The organism is Paenibacillus sp. N3.4 (assembly GCF_008017805.1).
GTDB lineage: Bacteria > Bacillota > Bacilli > Paenibacillales > NBRC-103111 > Paenibacillus_E.
The window spans coordinates 1-18,791 of record NZ_VRTT01000074.1 but is presented as its reverse complement, the minus strand read 5'-3'; the positions used below and the strand labels follow the sequence as shown (position 1 = coordinate 18,791).

Here is an 18,791-nt window from a genome sequence, read left to right as displayed (position 1 = left end):
TCGCGGGCAGCTTCTTTCTTATTCGATGCCGGGCAAAAGATTAGGAATATGGGTCCTTGCCGTTGATATCATGTACGCATTGAACTCCTGAGTCCACTCATTTTGCCTGTACATGTGCCCATCGAAGGCAAAGGAACTATCATACCGATACTTGTTTTTTCCAATACTGATTTCCATCGTATACAGAAAACCATAGAAAGTTCTATAGTCTCTCGAAGGAACAAGCTCTATGGCCTGTAGTCTAGAGGAAATATCGGCAAGCCATTGGCTGTCCGTAATCTCCAGCTTTTTGCCGTCGCCAAGGCGGATGTTGATTTTATCAATCCCTTTAAAGTCTGACTTCATTATTGTTGTAAGAGCAATCGGCGTTTCATCCAGCGGCGCTGCAATCTCCACCTCAAGCGCGACCGTTTGAGCAGGGTAGCTTAGCTCGACGGCCCCTGTGGTCCACACATTGAGCCAATCCCCTACCCTCATATCGTCAAATTTCAATAAACCGTTCGCGCTTTTTATCACCGTATCCGCTTCGAACCTCAGCCAATAGGCCTCCGGCTTTTGCCGACAAGCTTCTTTTAAACAGCTTTCGGAATTCGCGATGAGAACTCTACGCTCCTTCGCGTCGGTTGCGGTAATGACACCAACGACCTCGGCCTCTTTCGGTATCACTTTGGTCGTGATCTCAAGGGAAAAGCGCTTGCCAATCGCCTTGTAAATGGCCTCTCTAATCGAAGTGATCTCCTGAAAATTCAATTCCTCACGCGGTTTACCGAGTTTCCGCAGCTCTAGGTGAACGGTTTCTCGCGGATTGCCTTGCTTTGAAATCGACATGCTCGTGGGTTTAACCGAAAACTGCTGATATACCCGATCCAACATAAATACTTGATTCGGGAAGTCCCGCGCCCATGCGTCCGTCATAGGCGATGAAGGCAGTTCATATACCGCTTCTTCCCGCTGCGTGGCATGCAACAAATCATACGATATGCCCGAATCGGTCATGCCTAACACAACGAGAAGGAATAGTAAAATCGAATTCATGTTTGGGTTCTCCATTTCACAATAAGGTTATATCTATGTAGACGCCCATTTTTTCCAAATGTTTCAATTTTTCTTAGCCAGAAGAGCATATACACCATAGCTTTGCAAAATAAACAAACAAGGCGAGATATCAAAGCGATAGCGAGCTTGAATTTCGATAACCAGATGCAAGGCCGCATATCCGAGCAGCATGATTATTCCCCATTTTCTGATGAGAAACCAACTTATGCCATTCTAAGGAAACTTGGTTACACACATGATGATCTGTTGAAAGGAATTCAGCTGAAACAGCTTTTTAATTTCGGAATCCCTCTAGTCGTGGGACTGTTTCATAGCTATTTCGCGGTTCAATCCGGCTGGTTTCTCTTCGGCGCGGAGCTATGGACGCCTATGATGATCGTCATGGTGCTGTATACCGCCTTGTATTCGATTTTCGGCATCCTGTCGGTGCAGCATTATAAGAAAGTCATTCGCAGGGCGCTTTGATGACACGATAAAAAGGGACTGCTCCGTAGGCCATCTCTGGCCTTTGAAGTCAGTCCCTTTTTTTATTTTTATGATCAGGCTCCTTACGATCCCGCACCGCGGTATCGCTTCACGCCAATATTCCATATGGTAATCCCAAAGATGCTAAAGCAAATTCCAACAACGGGCGTTAGCAGCGCGAACCGCTTCCAATTGTCCGGATCGATAAAGTAAGCTGCCGGATAAAACCCGACAAAGGCAAATGGTAAAATCCACGTTAGAATACTTCTAAGCAGTTTGTTATAAATCGTTGCTGGATATCGTCCGTAGTTCTGGATATTCCAAATTAACGGCAAAATACCTGTTGGTGCATCCGAGAAAAAGGAGAGCGACGTCAGTGAGATGTATACCCCTGCATAAATAAGTACGGAGCCAATGACCAGAACAATGAAAATCAAAGGATCATGCCAATGGAACGGTATCCCCAATTGCACCCATGAGTAAATCATTACACCCAATCCTGCAACTGCGCTGAATAGCGAAGCAGGGTCCAAATTTTCAATCATTAACTGCCACAGATTGTAGGCCGGACGTGTCAGGATACGATCCATTTCCCCTTTAATGATATAACGCTCACTAAAGCCCCATAAGTTAAAAAAAGTGATAAACAAGCCATACGGAATCATAAAATAACCATAGATAAACAAAATTTGAGACTGATTCCAACCGCCAAGCGATTGAGTTTGCGTAAAAACGACAAGAATGAAGAAGAGGTTCAATCCATTGAACAACAAGTCTGAAAGAACTTCGATCCAAAAGTCGGATCGATAGGTCAGGCGAGTTTTCATATAGTTTTTCAAATAGTCGACGACCAGGGACAGATAGAACATCGCTTTACCCTCCCTGTACGAACAAACGCGTTCTTGATTTGATCCACAGCACGTAAATGGGAATGATAAGAATTAAAAACCACACGACTTGTACGCCAAGATTAAAGGAGACGGCTGTACCCGTAATTCTCCCTGTAAATACTGCGCTCGGTATATACGTAATGGCTTGGAAAGGCAGCCATTCCAATAACGAATGGGACCAGCCTTTAAAAAAGGTAATCGGGATGATTAAACCCGAAAACAGATCAACCGCAACGCGCTTCATGCGCATGAGGCCTTCATTATTTTCCAAGAAGAAGGCACAAAGTCCTGTAATAATATTAATCTGCGTATTAATCAAAAAGCTAAAGAACAACATCACGAGGTAGATGCCCCATAAAGCTGGGTCAGTTGGCAGTTCGACAGGTAAGAGCAGCCAGATGAACACCATTCCTGGCGCTGTGAAGAGGAATAACCGAAAAATACCTTCACCCAGTCCTTGCATCATTTTGACATACACATAATTGTAGGGACGAATAAATTGGATAGCCACACTGCCGTCACGAATTTCACTTGCAATCTCTCTGTCTAAGTTATTGAAGAAAAACGCTCGGCCCATCCAGGAAATCGCTACATAGGTGGTCATTTGGCCTAATGTAAATCCACCAATCATAGCTTGCTCACCATAGATTGCTTTATAGACAAAATAATAGGAACCAATATTGAGTGCGTAAATTAATATGCCGCTGTAATAATTAACTCGGTAAGCGAGCATCATCAGAAACCTCATGCGGACGACTTCCAAGTAAGCACTAAACATGGGTTAAGGCTCCTTCTGTTGGCTGCGACCCCTCCGGTCGTTTCACCTCAGCTGAACCTGATTTATAAATTTCACGAACGATGTCATCGGTATTCGTCTCATTGATTTTGATATCTTGGATTTGCAAAACACCCACAACGCGGCTAAGCACTTCGGAAACATTGGCCCGCTCATAAGGAATGAATACTTTGGCGGACAAGTTATTTTCAAGCTGCCAAGCTACATCTAAACCAAGTGTCAGCTCTTGGAGACGAGCTAAGGTCGTCGGATGCTCGAACTGCAGCACGACTTCTTTCCCTTTGCCCCATTTCACTTTCAGTTCTTCGAGCCCACCGTCATAAATAATTCGTCCATCATCAAGCATAATAACACGAGAACATAACGCTTCAATATCTTGCAGATCGTGCGTAGTCAACAAAATCGTCGTTTCATAACGCTGATTCAGCGACTTCAGGAATTCGCGAATTTCAGTTTTGACAACAATATCAAGACCAATCGTCGGTTCATCCAAAAATAAAATAGCTGGATTATGAATAAGCGATGCAGCAAGCTCACAGCGCATGCGCTGCCCGAGACTAAGTTTACGAACGGGACGAGACAGCAGATCTGACAATTGAAGGCGATCCACTAGCTCGTCAAGACGCTTTTTGTAATCAGCTTCGGATACGCGATAAACCTTCTTCAATAATTGAAAGGATTCTACAACGCCAATATCCCACCAAAGCTGGCTGCGCTGCCCAAACACAACACCAATGCCGGCAACAAACTTTTCACGTTCTTTAAAAGGCACAAAGCCGTTGACTTTGATGTGTCCGGAGGTCGGTACAAGAATACCCGTCAACATTTTGATTGTCGTGGATTTACCTGCACCATTCTCACCGATATATCCACAAATTTCGCCCTTGGGAATTTGAAAGCTGATATCTTTCACAGCTGTAATTTGCTTGTATTCTCTGCGGAACAAATCTTGAAATGCGCCCTTCAAGCCCCCACGGCTCTGCTGAACTTGAAATTCCTTGCGCAGTAATTGAACATCAATCGCTAACATGAACTGCCCCCTGTCTGTGTAGACTCGGCTACATATAATGGCAAAATTCGCCTCAACTTGCTATCGAAGTTTCGCAACATCTATAATATGGATCATAAAGTCCATTTGTACAACTTTGTGCAACAAACTTATGATACATGAATTCTGTAAGAAAAAAAAGTACAGATTACCTCTCCATCACGGAAGGAGCGTAGATACTTTGAAAATTTTTAAACGAAGCCTGCTCCTAATCGGCTTGCTACTTGTGCTGATTGCTGGCTATTACTCGTATTCGTTCTATAATTTCGCTCAAAATATTTCTAATAAATCATCAGAAAAGCCCCAGGGCGGTACAACCATGATTGCTCAATCTATCAAAGAAAAGGGCGAAAAGTACTCTCCTCCCAAATGGGAAGGCAAACAGCGCGTTAACATCTTGCTTCTAGGCGGGGACTCACGGGGAATGAAGAAAAATGAAATCCCTCGTTCGGACAGCATTATGCTAGCTTCGATCGATCCTGAAACCAAGAAAGCTCACTTATTCTCCATTCTACGCGATACATATGTGAAAATCCCCGGTGAAGGCGAAGATCGCATCAACGCAGCCATCGCCATGGGCGGTCCGAACCTAGCGATGAAGACAGTAAGCGATCTGCTCGGCATTCCTGTCCAATACTATGTATATACGGATTTCAAAGGATTTATTGCTCTGATTGATGCGATAGGAGGCATCGATCTCGAAGTCGAGAAGGATATGAAATATTCGGATTCGGAAGATGACCATGTTTATGATATTAATTTAAAAAAAGGCATGCAGCATCTCGACGGCAAAACAGCCCTGCAATATGTGCGTTTCCGGCATGATGCTTTGTCAGACTTCTCCCGAACGGAGAGACAACGAAAGTTCCTGACTGCTGTTGCACAGAAAATGCAAACAACTATGTCATTGATTAAATTACCCAAAATTCTCAATGCCATGGACCCTTACATTGATACGAATCTCAGTGTAGCTGACATGCTTAAGCTCGGTACTCTGGGGTATGAAGCCAAAGCAGATGGCATCATTAGCTCCCAATTACCGCCGTCCGATCTTCTGATTGAAAAAAATGTTCGCGGTGCCGCTGTCATCACGGTGAACAAAGAGAAGCTGCAGATATATATGAAGGATCTTTTTAAGGGAACCGCCGAAGCTGACTCGGGTCCTACCAAGCCTTCTCCCTCTCCGACTTCGAAGGCTTCCGTAAAAACGAAGTAAAGCAGGACGATGACGAGTAACGTCTGAGAAAAGTTAGCACTTCCTGTCCAGCTTAACGATCTTCAGCTGGACGGAGCTGCACTGGACAGTCACACACCTTTACTTGACTCGGGGGCACTGCACCCAGACAAGTGGAGGTTTTTTCTTGAAATCCTACACATCCAAATAACAAAAAAGGAATGATTCATTCTATGGAACGCAAACGATCTGAGCAATTATATCAAGAAGCACTACAGCATATTGTGGGCGGGGTCAACAGCCCTTCTCGTTCTTTCAAAGCGGTGGGCGGCGGAGCACCTGTCTTCATGAAGCGTGCGCAAGGCGCACACTTCTGGGATGAAGACGGCAATCGCTTCATTGACTACCTAGCCGCATATGGTCCGATCATTACCGGTCACGCGCATCCGCATGTGACTGAGGCGATTTGCCGTGCCGCACAAAACGGCACGCTGTACGGCACCCCCACCGAACTCGAAATCGTGTTCGCGAAGATGTTGAAGTCGGCGATTCCTTCGCTCGACAAGGTGCGTTTCGTCAACTCCGGCACAGAAGCCGTGATGACGACGATTCGCGTGGCGCGCGCTTTTACGAAGCGCACCAAAATCATTAAGTTCGCCGGATGCTACCACGGCCACTCCGATCTCGTGCTGGTGGCGGCCGGCTCCGGCCCGTCCACCCTCGGTACGCCGGACAGCGCAGGCGTACCTGCGAGCATCGCGCAAGAGGTCATCACCGTGCCGTTCAACGACATTCCGGCACTTGAAGCTGCACTTGCGCGCTGGGGTGAAGAAATTGCCGCGGTGATGGTCGAGCCCATCGTCGGCAACTTCGGCATGGTCATGCCCCATGCCGGTTACCTCGAGCAGCTCTGCGCAGCAGCTCGCAGACACGGCGCCCTCGTCATCTACGACGAGGTCATCACGGCGTTCCGCTTCCATTACGGAGCGGCACAAACCTTCCCCGGCCTCCCGCTCGTGGAGGGAGGCACTGCTGAAGCGGCGGCACGCTTCGCCGCCGTCGAACCGGACCTTACGGCCCTCGGCAAAGTGATCGGCGGCGGTCTGCCGATCGGCGCCTACGGGGGCCGCAAGGCCGTGATGGAGCAGGTCGCTCCGCTCGGACCAGCTTATCAAGCCGGCACGATGGCGGGAAATCCTGCCTCCATCTCAGCCGGTATCGCCTGCTTGGAGGTCCTCCAGCAGCCTGATGTCTACGCCAAGCTTGAACGGCTTGGCTCAGCTCTTGCAGGCGGCATTGTCGAATCCGCCAACCGCCACGGGATCGCCTTGACGCTTAACCGCATCGGCGGCGCCTTCTCCACCCACTTCTGTGATCATCCGATCACGAATTATGACGAGGCGCAAGATACGGATGGCGACAAATTTGCCGATTTTTTCCGACTTATGCTGGAGCAGGGCATTAACTTAGCCCCCTCGAAATACGAGGCCTGGTTTATGACCCTTGCACATACCGAAGAAGACATTACCCAAACTTTATATGCTGCCGATCAAGCTTTCCGTACGATGAAATCCCGTTAAAATAGCATAAAGAGCCCTTTTTTATAGCCTTTTCCTTTCTGTTTCTTCAATCCCTTTCCAAGCCAATATGTCCCAAAAGCGAACTATGATCCTATTTGGATTGTAGTTCGTTCGCCTTTTCAACAAGGCTTGTGTGATTCATAAATTGGTTTTATTCACCAGTATGCAGAAAAGGTAGCGCTTACATTCATGTTTTGCGTCTGCGACTATTGTCGGATGAACATTTTCATGCTATTCTAAGATTACTTTTACCCTTTTCGCGAAACGTCTTGTTATTACAGTATTTTCTTAGAAAGTTAGGGCATGATTTACAAATTTCTACCTGTTTTTTGTGTGTGGTGCCTTACTTTTATATGGGTCGTCAAGAGCTTAATATCCGGAGACTTGTCTCCTTGAAATTGGTATGTCATTCAGTGAAAGTGCATTTTTATGCATCTGACTGCATACTTCGGATTTAGCCACTTTACCGATTTAAAGGAAGTATGTAGAAAATTTGCGGGATTTAGTAATGCAAGAATGTGAGAAGCGCAGTGCAAGAGGAGTTTAAATATGTATGGGAGGTGACGGTCAGGCGACTGACCAGAGCAATGAATGAATTGATGCGTAATGAAGGCCGTTTTCAAGATCTACTAGGAACTGAACACGACAGCTGCGGTATTATCTGTATTATTGAAAAAAATGGTCACCCTTCCCGTGATAATATCCAAAAGACGATTGATGCCCTTGTAAAAATGGAACATCGCTCTGGTTTTATCAACGGTGAAGGCGACGGTTGCGGAATTCTAACCGATATTCCGCGTGCTCTTTGGGAAAAGAAACTAACAGATGCTGGTCTTGAAGGCAAGTTAGCCTACGACAATCGTTTCTCTGTTGCCCATATTTTTGTCCCGCGCAAGCTGGACCTGACCGTTACTGAGATGCAAAATGGCATCCGCGAGCTTTTCGCTGCGCATGACATTTCCATTATTTTTGAGCAAGAGAACCAAGTCGACAGCAGCGCGCTGGGTCCTAACGGTTTGAATGATGAACCTACGTTCTGGCAAATTGCGGCACTTACTAACAAAACAGAAGGCCAAGTAGCTGATCACCTTTTTGAGCTTCACATCGCTATTGAAGACCGTTACAACGTTCACGTAGCAACTCTCAGCAATGTGACTTCGGCTTACAAAGTACTGGGAGCTGCAAGTATTCTTCCTAAATATTTTAACGATACACGCGATCCATTATTCGCTTCCCAAGTGACGATTGGTCACAACCGTTATTCCACGAATACCTTGTCCAGTTTTTTCCGCGTTCAGCCTTTCTCCCTACTTGGTCACAATGGTGAAATCAACACAGTTAAGAAACTTCGTATTGAAGCAGACATGGTTGGTGTTCCGCTCGTTAGCGGCGGTTCTGACTCACAGGACATGAACAGAACCATTGAAACGTTCATTCACCGTTTTGGATTGTCCCTTTTCGAAGCCATGGAAATGGTATTCCCACCTATTATTAATGAAATGAAACAGTTCCGTCCGGAACTTCAAGATTTATATGTTTATTACCGTCAAGTATGGGGCCATTTTGCACAAGGTCCAGCAGGTATTGTTTCCCGTTATGGCAACGAGTGTATTTTCAGCGTGGATGCGCTAGGTCTTCGTCCGGTATGGATGGTTGAGAGCGACACTTCCCTGTACTTCTCCTCGGAGCAAGGTGTTATTACGGTTGGCGAAATGGTTGCTGATCCGAAACCAATCGCACCAGGTGAAAAAGTGGGCGTTGTACTTACGCCAGGCGAACACATTCAAGTTATCCCTTACCATGAAGTCCAAGGTTTGGTGTATGACCGCGCAAGCAAACGTCTGAATATTAGCGGTCTTCGCAAATATCTGAATCCTGTGAAAACAGACACGAAAGCTGAATTGAACGAGAACATGATAGCTACTGACCAATTGTACAGTGCATTTGGTTGGGATCGCGACGGTATTCAACACATCGAAACAATGTCTGAAACCGGTGCAGAGCCGATCCGTTCCCTGGGTCACGATTCCCCTCATGCAGCACTTGCTTGGGAACGCCAAAACGTGCCTGACTTCATTAAAGAGAGCGTAGCTGTTGTAACGAATCCCGCGATTGACCGTGACCGTGAGATGGAACATTTCTCCACACGTATCATCGCTGGTACTCGCACACCTGTTTATGCTCAGGTTGATAACAATCTGCGTCTTGAGCTGCTGGCTCCGCTTGTACTCGAAGGTACGAACGGTGTAGACAGCGAAGAGCATCTGTCCCAACCTTCTTACGAGCAATTGCTTGCATTATTCCGCGCACAAGGAGATAACACTGTAGCCGTGCTTTCCACTACTTTTGCCAGAGGAACTTCTCTGAGTGATGGTTTGAACGCTCTTGCTGCTGACGCTATCGCCGCTGCTCGCAATGGTGCTGCACTAATCGTTCTTGACGATGCGGATGCTCACCAAAACGACCGTCTCTGGTTGGAACCGCATCTTGTCGTTTCCAAAATCGACATCGCACTTCGTGCGGAGAAGCTTGGTTTCGGTGACAATCTGCGCCGTCATGTGACTTTGATTCTGCGTTCCGCTGCAATTCGCAGCTTGCATGATATTGCTGTAGCTTGCGGTCTTGGCGCAGACGTTATTTCTCCTTATCTACTGTTCTCCACAGCTTCGGATAAAGAAGGCAACGCAGCAGCAGCGCGTAAAGTATATGCAGCACTAAGCAAAGGTCTGGAAAAAGTAATTTCCACGATCGGTACGCATGAGCTCCGCGGCTATACACGTTTCTTCTCTTCCATCGGCTTCCATCCGGAAGTAGCTGAAGTATTGGATATCGTGAACTACCTCGGCAGCGAAAAAGCAGGAACTGGCTTTGCGCAGCTTGAAGCAGATGCTGAAGCTCGTTACAACGACTTCACCAATCCAAAAGCAAAAGCAGCGAAAAACTTCCGTTTCTTCCAACGGATGTGGAAAGCTTTAGGCGATGCGGCTTCTGGAGTAGCTCCTTACAGTGACTACAAAGACAAACTGCGTGAAGAAGAGAAGAAAAACCCGATTTCCATTCGCCATATTGCTGGATTTAATGTAGAGAAAGCTTTGAGCGAAGGTCGCAAAGCACTTGACCCTTCTCAAGTTGATATCTCCATTGGCGGTCATTCCTTGCCGATGTTGATCTCTTCCATGTCCTTCGGCTCACAAAACGAAACAGCTTTCCGTGCTTACGCTGAAGCTGGCGATCGCTTAAACATGGTCACCATGAACGGCGAAGGCGGAGAGATTAAAGATATGCTTGGCCGCTACAAAACAACGCGCGGTGCGCAAGTAGCATCCGGACGTTTTGGTGTTAACGTAGAATTGGCTAACGCTGTGGCTTTCCTTGAGATCAAAATCGGTCAAGGGGCAAAACCAGGCGAAGGCGGTCACTTGCCAGGCTCCAAAGTAACAGCGAAAATCGCTGCGGCTCGTAACGCAACTATCGGTTCTGACTTGATCTCGCCATCCAACAACCATGATATTTATTCTATCGAGGACTTGGCGCAAATCATTTCCGAGCTTAAAGAAGGCAGCGGCCGTAAAGCGAAAATTATCGTTAAAATCCCAGTTGTACCTGGTATCGGAACGATTGCAGTTGGTGTGGCCAAAGCAGGCGCTGATGTCATTACACTTTCCGGTTTCGACGGCGGTACAGGGGCGGCTCGTATTCACTCCTTGACGCACGTTGGTCTTCCAACTGAAATCGGTACAAAATTGGCTCACGTTGCTTTGATTGAAGCCGGTCTTCGTCACCGCGTTGAGCTGTGGTCCGATGGCGGTCTGAAATCAGGGGCTGACGTTGTTAAAATGGTTATGCTCGGGGCAAATCGCGCAGGATTCGGCAGTATCGCGATGCAATCTATCGGCTGTACAACATGCCGCGGTTGTCACTTGGATACTTGTCACGTTGGTATCGCAACCCAAATCGATTCCATGGAAGAGGCCGAAGAAAAAGGTCTTCGCCGTTTCGTACCTCGTCAATTCGACGTTGCTGTTGACAGCTTGGTTCGTCTGTTCGGCGGTATCGGTGAAGAAGTGCGTGAAGTTGTCGCTTCCCTTGGTTTCAAAAGCTTGCAAGAACTCGTTGGCCGTTCCGATCTATTGGAACAAATCAGCCACATTGATCGCATTGATTTGTCCGACATTCTTCGTCCAGCTCCATTGCAGTTCATCTCCGCTGCAGAAAGAGCCCTGGAAGAAGCGGCTGTATCGTCCGATATCCGTATCGCGGCTGGCGCAGAAGGTCAAGAATTCTTCCCGGATTCCTTGGCGCTAGATGCTCCAATCGTACGCAACTGGTCCAAAGTGGATGCTGAGTCCCGTATTCTCGGAGCTCGTTACTCCAGCCATCGCGTAAGAGATCGTTTCGACGGCAGCTACGATGATTTACCGAAAGTTGCTTTGAACCTGATCGACGGTTCCGTTCCAGGTAACGGTCTTGCTGCTTTCAATGCTCGCGGCGTAGACATTACCGTTCACGGCGGCGCTGAAGACGGTCTTGGTAAAATGGCCTTCGGTGGTAAAGTGGCTATTGTTAAAGCACTCGGCAAAAACAACACCTTCATCAACGGCAGCGTTGGTAAATCGTTCGGTTACGGCGCACAAAAAGGCTTGTTCTTGATCCAAGGCAGCGCAGATACGCGCGCATGTATTCGCTTCTCCGGTGCGGACGTCGTATTCGGCGGCGAAATTACAACGCCTCTGCAAGATGAGCTAGGCGGACTCGCAGCTCGTGCAAACCTCAAAGGTTTCGCGTTTGAGTACATGACAAATGGCCGTGCCGTTGTTATGGGCGATCCAGGTCCATGGATTTGCGCAGGGATGACAGGCGGCGTTATCTATCAACGTCTCGTTCCAGAAATGGGTCTTGATCAAGCAGCTATCGAACGCCGTATTGCTAAAGGCGCAAAAGTTAAACTTGAGCCAATCGGCGTACAAAGCAAAAAAGATCTTACTGAATTGCTGACAGCTTACCACGCTGAGCTTGCTAACTCCGGTCAATCCGACGCAGCAGCAAAAATCGAGAGTTTGCTAAACAATTTAGAAGAAAGCTTCATCCGTATTTCTCCAGTCAACATGCAGGCTGATCAATCCGTAGCAACGGAATAGTTTCGGTCATAGGCAAAAGCTCCACAGACCCCTAATGGTCTTGTGGAGCTTTTTTTCTGGTTTTTAAAACGGAAGCTTCATAGTAGGGAGAACGTTTATGGTTCTACAAAGGGTCGTTATCCATTTGTCATTTATCCGCCTCACTCTTCCATTGCTCTTTACTGCCTAGAAAAAAACTAAACTCTGTGACATCGCGTCCATCCTTATCTATATGACCACTGCTGCCCATAGCATGAATCGATTCCTCAACATACTGCCCTGTTTCCCTCAAACTCCCATCGTTACCCAAATAAAAAACCTGCATACTTCCTGCCTTCATCCGGGACGACGTTACTAATTGCCCGTTAGCTGGCACAGCGTACAAGTAGGTTCTGTACTTTTTCTCCAGTGGTGGATAACCTGCTTGGTCAAACGTGACCTTCACCCAGCCCGTATAACCATCTGGAACGATATATTTGTGATGTTCAGGCGACTTAATGGCTGTGTATACACCAGCGATCCCAAACAAAGTTACGAATAGGATGAGGAAAATTACAACCTTTTTCATTGCTTTCACCCTCGCTCTGCTGAGAATGGCCGTTATTCTTTCTATTTTACAACCCATTCACCTGTTCATTCAAATCAGTCTATCAACAATAACAGTCCGGAGCAGATTATGGCTTCTACTCTGTTTTTAATGGAAGCGTATCCGAAGAATGGAAGATTTCTTTCTCAAATGAACAAAATGGTTCAACATCGAATTCGGTGCTTGACGAAAGGATAGAGAGTCGGAGTGATGAACGGACTGTAAATCCGCTATGGTAGTTTAGGATGCCCTATTTGGAAGTTAGCGGACATCAGCGCCGTTATTCGAGCGATAAAGGGTCGAATCTTATGAGTTCATTACCCATAACGGAACGTGTGTCCTTAAACAGGCGATTTGCGAGGATGAATGGAAAATAACGGATTCCGTGTCCGCCTAACTATTTTATCGTTCTACAATCGCAGCCTAGATAGGCGGATCCGAATTCCCATGGAGCATTACATAACCTCCCACATGTTTATGTTACCCATGTACCAATAAATGGGATGATGTTCTGTGATAAAGTCACATTCAAATAAATTATTTTTCTCAATGCTAACCATGGGAATGCTACTTTTTTTGCGTAGGGTTTGCATAAAATACTCGCTGTTATCGCATTTTATTAGTGCGTCACCCATCCGTATGCCACAGGAGGTATTGACTATGAGCCAATCGAAAAGCCGCGAAGAAGCTGCATGGAAAAGCCGAAAACAAAATCAACATCCTCATGGTAAAGTGAAGTCGTTGGCAGAAATCGCCGGCGACTCCGCAACGGAGCATACGAATAAATAAGCTTGAAAACAAAGCAGCCCCTACGGATTGTTTCTTATTGAAACAAAATCGTACAGGGCTCTTTGCTTTTTAGTCAGTTACGGCAACCTTCATTTCGTATAACTAGTGTAATAATTTGAAATAACGATATATTTTATTTAGCTTCACGTCATGTTTCCCCTTCGGGCTTTCCATATTCCCAAATTCAAAAAACTTCACTTTTTTTATCCCTACGTAATTAAATAATGCTTTCTTCATTAATACTTTGTGCGCATTATACAGCCAATACAAAGGATAAAACGTAGGCCCCTTCATCGTTGAAATACAAACAACTGACTTCCCCTTCAAAAGTCCTTCCGGCAGCATTCCGCCCTTATCTTTGTAAGCAAAACCTGAGGCGAACATTTGGTCGATATACCCCATGAGCATAGCCGGAGGACGCCCCCACCAAATCGGATAAACAAAAACAACCTGATCGGCCCAAGTGATTTGTTGTCGATACGTTTCCAGATTGGGGTCGGCATGCATATCCCTTCTGCGTTTTTCCTTATTAAAAACTAGAACCGGATTAAACCCCTCTTCATATAAATCCAACACTTTGATCTCCGTAATACGAGGGTTCTCCGTGCTGCCTTGGATGACTTTCTGCAAAAATGCATAACTTAGACTCTGATGATTAGGATGCGTATAAATAACCAGCGTTTTCATCAAACCACCTCTTTACTTATCATTGATAAGCAAATTCTAACACACAACTTTTTTAGTTGTCAAATGATAATTGTTAGTTGATAATTATTTTGTTATGGTGTAGGTGAGGTGATCCCTTTGGACAAAACTGCTTTTTTTCAAAAATTCGTGGCTTTTACTACCGCTGTTCATGAAGTGACGTATGAAATTACCAAAGATGCTAAATCAGACAACCTAACGCCCGTTCAATACAGCATTCTTGAATATTTAGCAGTTAGTCAGCCTGTTACCCTCAGTCAAATTAGTGATTGTCAGCATATGTCTATGCCCAATACGAGTCGTGAACTTAAAAAATTAAGCGAAAAGAATCTTTGCGAAAAGTTTGAGGTCGCCGAGGATCGACGAAAGCAGTATATTCGTCTTTCCAAGGAAGGGCAAGCCATGATGAACGAAGCCTTTAAACGCATAGAAGGCCGATTTCTGCAACGGATAAAGGGTGCTTCGGAAGATGACCTCGACGAAATTGACCATGCCCTGGATGTGCTTCTCTCGAAGGTTTTTCATACAGGTAAGTGATTTGGATGGCCGTTCATCTCTAGATTCAGACTATCTCATACGCGTAAGTATCTTGCGGTTGATCCGTAATAAAGCTGCTTGGCTCGCCTAGCGCGTAAACATGCAGATCATGCATGGCTCGGGTGCAAGCGGTGTAGAACAGCTTGCGTTCACTCTCTCGTCCGTACTGATGACGGGAACCGTCATACAGAAGTACGGCATCGAACTCTACCCCCTTCGCCAGATACGAAGGGATAACGGACACACCCGACTCGAACGTCGAGGTGTTTTTCGTAATCAGCCGCAGCGGTGCGTCAAGCTGCGGCTCAAGGGCTTGATGCGCGAGTGCGGACTCGCTCGCGGTCTTGGCGATGATCGCGATGGAGGCATAGCCTTCGCTGAGCAGCCGAGCGACCTCGGCTGCCAGCAGGCTATGCAGCGATACGCGATCGCTGGTCTTTGTCACTCGCGGCTTCGCTCCGCTGCGGGTGAAGGGCTCGATGGCATCGCCGCCAGGCACGATGCCGCGGGTGAACTCCACGATCTCGCGCGTGGAGCGATAACTGCGGAACAAACGGATGACCTCCGTTTGTTCCGGCCCGTACAGAGCGGCGATCGGATCGATTTCGCTGTACGCGGAAGCGTGCGAATAGATCGCCTGGTTCAAATCCCCGAGCGCTGTCATGCGGCAGCGCGGAAACAGCCGTTTCAGATAAGCTAGCTGAAACGGAGAGTAATCCTGCGCCTCGTCAATAAGAACGTGGCGCACAGCGCCGTTCGTCTGGAAGCCGCGCACCGCTTCCATCAAGTATAAGAACGGCGTCGCGTCCTCGTACGGCAGTCTGGCTTGCGCCAGCTCCTCCAGCGTCCGCTCGCAGATGGAAGGCCAATACGGGGGCCATTCAATTTCTCCGAACAATTCCTTCTTCCTGAATAGCTGCATATATAACCCCGTGAGATCCACAAAACGGAGCTGCTTTATAGCTTCCCTAACATGCATCAATTGCTCCTTAATCACAACACGGGCAAGCAGCACCTTTTCCTGATCGAAATCATCAAAGGTAAAGCCTCGCCCTTTTTTCATTTTACGCAGCCGCAGAAAAGCCAGGTGATACTCTTCACTGCTGAGAAGTTCAATCTCATCCTCTACCCAAGGCTCTTCCAGTTGGCCCTCAGCAAAGAGTTCAAGCTGCTCCAGCAGCCAGATCCGCATCAACTCCAAACGGTTCGGCAGCCGAATGGATGGATCGTAGCTATAAAATTTCTCGAGCAGTTTAGCAGCTGTTATCATCTCTTTTTCTTTGAACCTTACCGGCTTAAAAAGCATATCCTCTCGCTCTAATCGCAGCTTATACCCATCTATCACTTCCAGAAATGCAGTCGAAGACTTGTAACGAATACCACTTAAACGCGAGTCATAGGCAGCTATTTCCTTCTCATCACGTCTCTTCATCTCCTCGCTGGATAGCTGATCCGTTGAAGATTGGCCTTGCGTTAATACATACTCTAATTGCGTATATGCATCCTCAACCTCAAAATCGTCAGCTAAACGATGCTCTAGATAGGCTTGATACGTGGTTTGCTGCATATTGTCTTCTCCTAGTTCAGGCAGCACCGTTGAAATATAGTGATTAAAAAGCGGATTGGGCGAGAACAACACCATCTGCTCCGAACTGAGCTTATCTCTATGTTTATAAAGCAGATAGGCGACCCTTTGCAAAGCAGCAGAAGTTTTGCCGCTTCCGGCTGCCCCCTGCACGATTAACATTTGGGCATGATCATTACGAATAATACGATTTTGTTCTTTTTGTATCGTAGCCACAATGGTCTTCATTTGCGCATCCGAACTGCGGCTGAGAACCTCCTTCAAAAGCTCATCTCCGATCGTCACGCCGGTATCAAACATGTATTGAATTTGACATTGACGAATGACGTATTGGCGCTTCAGCAGCATCTTTCCTTCCACTATGCCATTCGGCGTCGTAAAAGCGACCTCTCCTGGAGCGTAGTCATAATACAAGCTAGATATGGGCGCTCGCCAATCGTAGACAAGATACTCATCCTCCTGCTCATCCAGAAATGCGGCAATACCTAAATAAATAGCTTCCGAGTCCCGTCCATTTCGTTCAACAAAATCGATTCGTCCAAAATAGGGCGAGTTCACAAGCCTTCTTAACTTCCCTAACGCAATTGCGGCTTGTCGATGACTGCGCTCACGTTCAGATAATACTTCTGCCTGCTGCCGTAAGCTGGCGATAGCTTCTATCGCGTCATCCGTGGTGCTGAGATCGACAGTAACCTCATCCCAATAATGTTTACGAATTTCCACAACATCCGATTTTACCTGGCCGACCTCAACTTCAAGCTGCTCTATTTTGTTCTGTAATTTTCCTGTGACCCTCTCAACTCTTTGCGTTTCTTCCACCCAATCCTGCTCCGCTACATTCATTCCAACGCCTCTTTTCGTACAATTTAACTTGCAATTTGACATTGAGATTGTTTTGGTGATATAATTAAATTAGGATAAAAATGTTATTAATCCCAAATTTTATAACACCACTTCTCATCATAACAACATACGGATATAAAATCAATAAAAACCCCCAAGAACGTGTTCTTGGGGACTTGTGTATGCTTTTTACTATGTTTGTATGTTTGTATACTTGTCCCCATGCTCATTTCTCTTTTCATTAAGCACTCGGCATACTTGCTATAAACTACTTTAACAACCGTGCTGCTTCCGTATCCTCTCAACAGCGCGTATATGATGAAGCGCATGGCCAGACATCATCTTGATTAATTTCGCTGCCGACTCTTCCCGACTCGCAGTATGAACGGTCCGCTGCATCGCGCCAGGCAGATATGTACATAATCCTAGAATATGCTGCCGCAAAGCACGAAACATCTGAACTTCATCATCGATTGGCCTTTGTGCATATTCAAGACCTACACTCCAGTCATCCTGGGAAAAGCTGTTTCCTTGATACATGCGTCCAGACTCAGCCAAAGCAAATTTCAATTTATGGATCGTAACCAGCTCCAGATCGATAAGGTGCAGCACATGCTGACGGATCGACCATTTGCCGGGCACTTCCGAAAGAGCGAGCATCTCCTCAGACAAACCTCGTAACATACGCTCCAGCTCACCGGGACCAGCCGCGTACATCTTCAAAATTTCTTCATCAGACGGATACAGCTCTTCCCAAAAAACAAGTTCATACTTGTCCGGCGTTGGAACAACAAGTTTACAAATCGTGCCTGTTTCTTCTTCCAACTGCATCCCACGCAGCCCATTAGCAAGCAAGCTCGCTTTCATCTCAGCAACGGATGTGACGTTTACGTATATAAGATCTCCCCGCTTCGGGCGTTGAAACTTTGGCAGCAGCCATTGAGCTATATAAGACCCACGCAGGTCTTCATTCTCTTTAACCATTATGATCTCTTTAGTCTCTTTAGTCTCATTAATCTCATTAATTTTTTGAATCTCTTTTATTTCTTTTATTTCTTTTATCTCTTTAGAATCTTTAACCACATTAACCTTGCCATCCTTTTGACCTACCGATTTGTTCAGCTCACCTTCCTCGATCAGCACCATCTCATGATCCGCCGAAATACGAATTAACGCCGCATGCCCCGAGGATGCCGTCTCCAGCAAGTCGGAACCTAGCTGTACCATATAAAAGGCTAACGACGCTTGAAGATCGTCCACTTGCATCAGCAGCCTTGCTTTCCCTTGGGCCATAAGCTCACTTCCTTTCCATACAAGAAAATCCGCCAAAAATGGTAAGCACGGTTTTCAGCGTTAAAGTAGAGTTGCTGCTTGGACTGACTGCTGGAACACTGAAAAACAGTGTTCCAGTTCCAAATATGTCACTTTTGATCGACTTGTCTATCTGTAAGCACGGTTTTCAGCGTTAAAGTAGAGTTGTTACTTGGACTGACTGCTGGAACACTGAAAAACAGTGTTACAGTTCCAAATATGTCACTTTTGATCGACTTGTCTATCTGTAAGCACGGTTTTCAGCGTTAAAGTAGAGTTGCTGCTTGGACTGACTGCTGGAACACTGAA

The 18,791-nt window shown here is 46.5% G+C and carries 13 protein-coding genes and 1 pseudogene; 6 read left to right on the top strand and 8 right to left on the bottom strand.

What is annotated here, in order from left to right; translation table 11 throughout:
- Window positions 1–18: 18 nt before the first annotated feature.
- Window positions 19–1,035: a hypothetical protein gene (locus FU659_RS27630; protein ID WP_147950516.1), complete on the bottom strand. Its 1,017-nt coding sequence runs from the start codon at window positions 1,033–1,035 to the stop codon at window positions 19–21.
- A 210-nt stretch (window positions 1,036–1,245) separates the two neighbouring features.
- Here FU659_RS27630 and FU659_RS27625 point away from each other — a divergent pair.
- Window positions 1,246–1,521: pseudogene (locus FU659_RS27625) on the top strand (bacitracin ABC transporter permease); the annotation flags it as partial.
- 83 nt (window positions 1,522–1,604) lie between these two features.
- Here FU659_RS27625 and FU659_RS27620 read toward each other — a convergent pair.
- The 3 genes from FU659_RS27620 to FU659_RS27610 are packed head-to-tail and all read right to left on the bottom strand — an operon-like array spanning window position 1,605 to window position 4,237.
- A complete protein-coding gene (locus tag FU659_RS27620) occupies window positions 1,605–2,390 on the bottom strand; it encodes an ABC transporter permease (RefSeq protein ID WP_147950515.1) in 786 nt (261 codons plus the stop codon).
- A 4-nt stretch (window positions 2,391–2,394) separates the two neighbouring features.
- Window positions 2,395–3,189, bottom strand: a complete 795-nt coding sequence (locus FU659_RS27615) for an ABC transporter permease (RefSeq protein ID WP_147950514.1) — start codon at window positions 3,187–3,189, stop codon at window positions 2,395–2,397.
- Window positions 3,182–4,237: an ABC transporter ATP-binding protein gene (locus FU659_RS27610; protein WP_147950513.1), complete on the bottom strand. Its 1,056-nt coding sequence runs from the start codon at window positions 4,235–4,237 to the stop codon at window positions 3,182–3,184. The genes FU659_RS27615 and FU659_RS27610 overlap by 8 nt, the downstream gene beginning before the upstream one ends.
- Window positions 4,238–4,436: 199 nt before the next feature.
- Here FU659_RS27610 and FU659_RS27605 point away from each other — a divergent pair, with 199 nt between their 5' ends.
- The 3 genes from FU659_RS27605 to FU659_RS27595 all read left to right on the top strand — a co-directional run bounded on the left by FU659_RS27605 (window position 4,437) and on the right by FU659_RS27595 (window position 12,147).
- On the top strand, window positions 4,437–5,471 hold the full coding sequence (locus tag FU659_RS27605) for an LCP family protein (RefSeq protein ID WP_261808094.1): 1,035 nt from the start codon (window positions 4,437–4,439) through the stop codon (window positions 5,469–5,471).
- 191 nt (window positions 5,472–5,662) lie between these two features.
- Window positions 5,663–7,009: a glutamate-1-semialdehyde 2,1-aminomutase gene (locus FU659_RS27600; protein ID WP_147950511.1), complete on the top strand. Its 1,347-nt coding sequence runs from the start codon at window positions 5,663–5,665 to the stop codon at window positions 7,007–7,009.
- Window positions 7,010–7,608: 599 nt separating this feature from the next.
- On the top strand, window positions 7,609–12,147 hold the full coding sequence (locus tag FU659_RS27595) for a glutamate synthase-related protein (protein ID WP_147950527.1): 4,539 nt from the start codon (window positions 7,609–7,611) through the stop codon (window positions 12,145–12,147).
- A gap of 127 nt (window positions 12,148–12,274) precedes the next feature.
- On the opposite strand, the gene FU659_RS27590 is transcribed toward FU659_RS27595, so the two are convergent.
- Window positions 12,275–12,694, bottom strand: coding sequence for a DUF6843 domain-containing protein (locus FU659_RS27590; protein WP_147950510.1), 420 nt, complete (start codon window positions 12,692–12,694; stop codon window positions 12,275–12,277).
- Window positions 12,695–13,372: 678 nt separating this feature from the next.
- Between FU659_RS27590 and FU659_RS36540 the strand changes: the two genes are divergently transcribed.
- On the top strand, window positions 13,373–13,501 hold the full coding sequence (locus FU659_RS36540; protein ID WP_222708654.1) for a DUF6254 family protein: 129 nt from the start codon (window positions 13,373–13,375) through the stop codon (window positions 13,499–13,501).
- A gap of 102 nt (window positions 13,502–13,603) precedes the next feature.
- On the opposite strand, the gene FU659_RS27585 is transcribed toward FU659_RS36540, so the two are convergent.
- Complete coding sequence (locus FU659_RS27585; protein ID WP_147950509.1) at window positions 13,604–14,188, bottom strand: NAD(P)H-dependent oxidoreductase; 585 nt, start codon at window positions 14,186–14,188, stop codon at window positions 13,604–13,606.
- Between the two features lie 117 nt (window positions 14,189–14,305).
- On the opposite strand from FU659_RS27585, the gene FU659_RS27580 reads away from it, so the two are divergent.
- A complete protein-coding gene (locus FU659_RS27580) occupies window positions 14,306–14,743 on the top strand; it encodes a MarR family winged helix-turn-helix transcriptional regulator (protein ID WP_147950508.1) in 438 nt (145 codons plus the stop codon).
- A 25-nt stretch (window positions 14,744–14,768) separates the two neighbouring features.
- Here FU659_RS27580 and helD read toward each other — a convergent pair whose 3' ends face one another.
- Together helD and FU659_RS27570 are read right to left on the bottom strand one after the other, a co-directional pair.
- A complete protein-coding gene (gene helD, locus FU659_RS27575) occupies window positions 14,769–17,171 on the bottom strand; it encodes an RNA polymerase recycling motor HelD (protein ID WP_147950507.1) in 2,403 nt (800 codons plus the stop codon).
- 273 nt (window positions 17,172–17,444) lie between these two features.
- Window positions 17,445–18,464: a DinB family protein gene (locus FU659_RS27570; RefSeq protein ID WP_147950506.1), complete on the bottom strand. Its 1,020-nt coding sequence runs from the start codon at window positions 18,462–18,464 to the stop codon at window positions 17,445–17,447.
- Window positions 18,465–18,791: the final 327 nt, after the last annotated feature.

Bases quoted from the DNA above. Each gene is read 5' to 3' on its own strand.
- FU659_RS27630 (WP_147950516.1), bottom strand. From the start codon at position 1,035: ATGAATTCGATTTTACTATTCCTTCTCGTTGTGTTAGGCATGACCGAT.
- FU659_RS27620 (WP_147950515.1), bottom strand. From the start codon at position 2,390: ATGTTCTATCTGTCCCTGGTCGTCGACTATTTGAAAAACTATATGAAA.
- FU659_RS27615 (WP_147950514.1), bottom strand. From the start codon at position 3,189: ATGTTTAGTGCTTACTTGGAAGTCGTCCGCATGAGGTTTCTGATGATG.
- FU659_RS27610 (WP_147950513.1), bottom strand. From the start codon at position 4,237: ATGTTAGCGATTGATGTTCAATTACTGCGCAAGGAATTTCAAGTTCAG.
- FU659_RS27600 (WP_147950511.1), top strand. From the start codon at position 5,663: ATGGAACGCAAACGATCTGAGCAATTATATCAAGAAGCACTACAGCAT.
- FU659_RS27595 (WP_147950527.1), top strand. From the start codon at position 7,609: ATGCGTAATGAAGGCCGTTTTCAAGATCTACTAGGAACTGAACACGAC.
- FU659_RS27590 (WP_147950510.1), bottom strand. From the start codon at position 12,694: ATGAAAAAGGTTGTAATTTTCCTCATCCTATTCGTAACTTTGTTTGGG.
- FU659_RS36540 (WP_222708654.1), top strand. From the start codon at position 13,373: ATGAGCCAATCGAAAAGCCGCGAAGAAGCTGCATGGAAAAGCCGAAAA.
- FU659_RS27585 (WP_147950509.1), bottom strand. From the start codon at position 14,188: ATGAAAACGCTGGTTATTTATACGCATCCTAATCATCAGAGTCTAAGT.
- helD (WP_147950507.1), bottom strand. From the start codon at position 17,171: ATGAATGTAGCGGAGCAGGATTGGGTGGAAGAAACGCAAAGAGTTGAG.
- FU659_RS27570 (WP_147950506.1), bottom strand. From the start codon at position 18,464: ATGGCCCAAGGGAAAGCAAGGCTGCTGATGCAAGTGGACGATCTTCAA.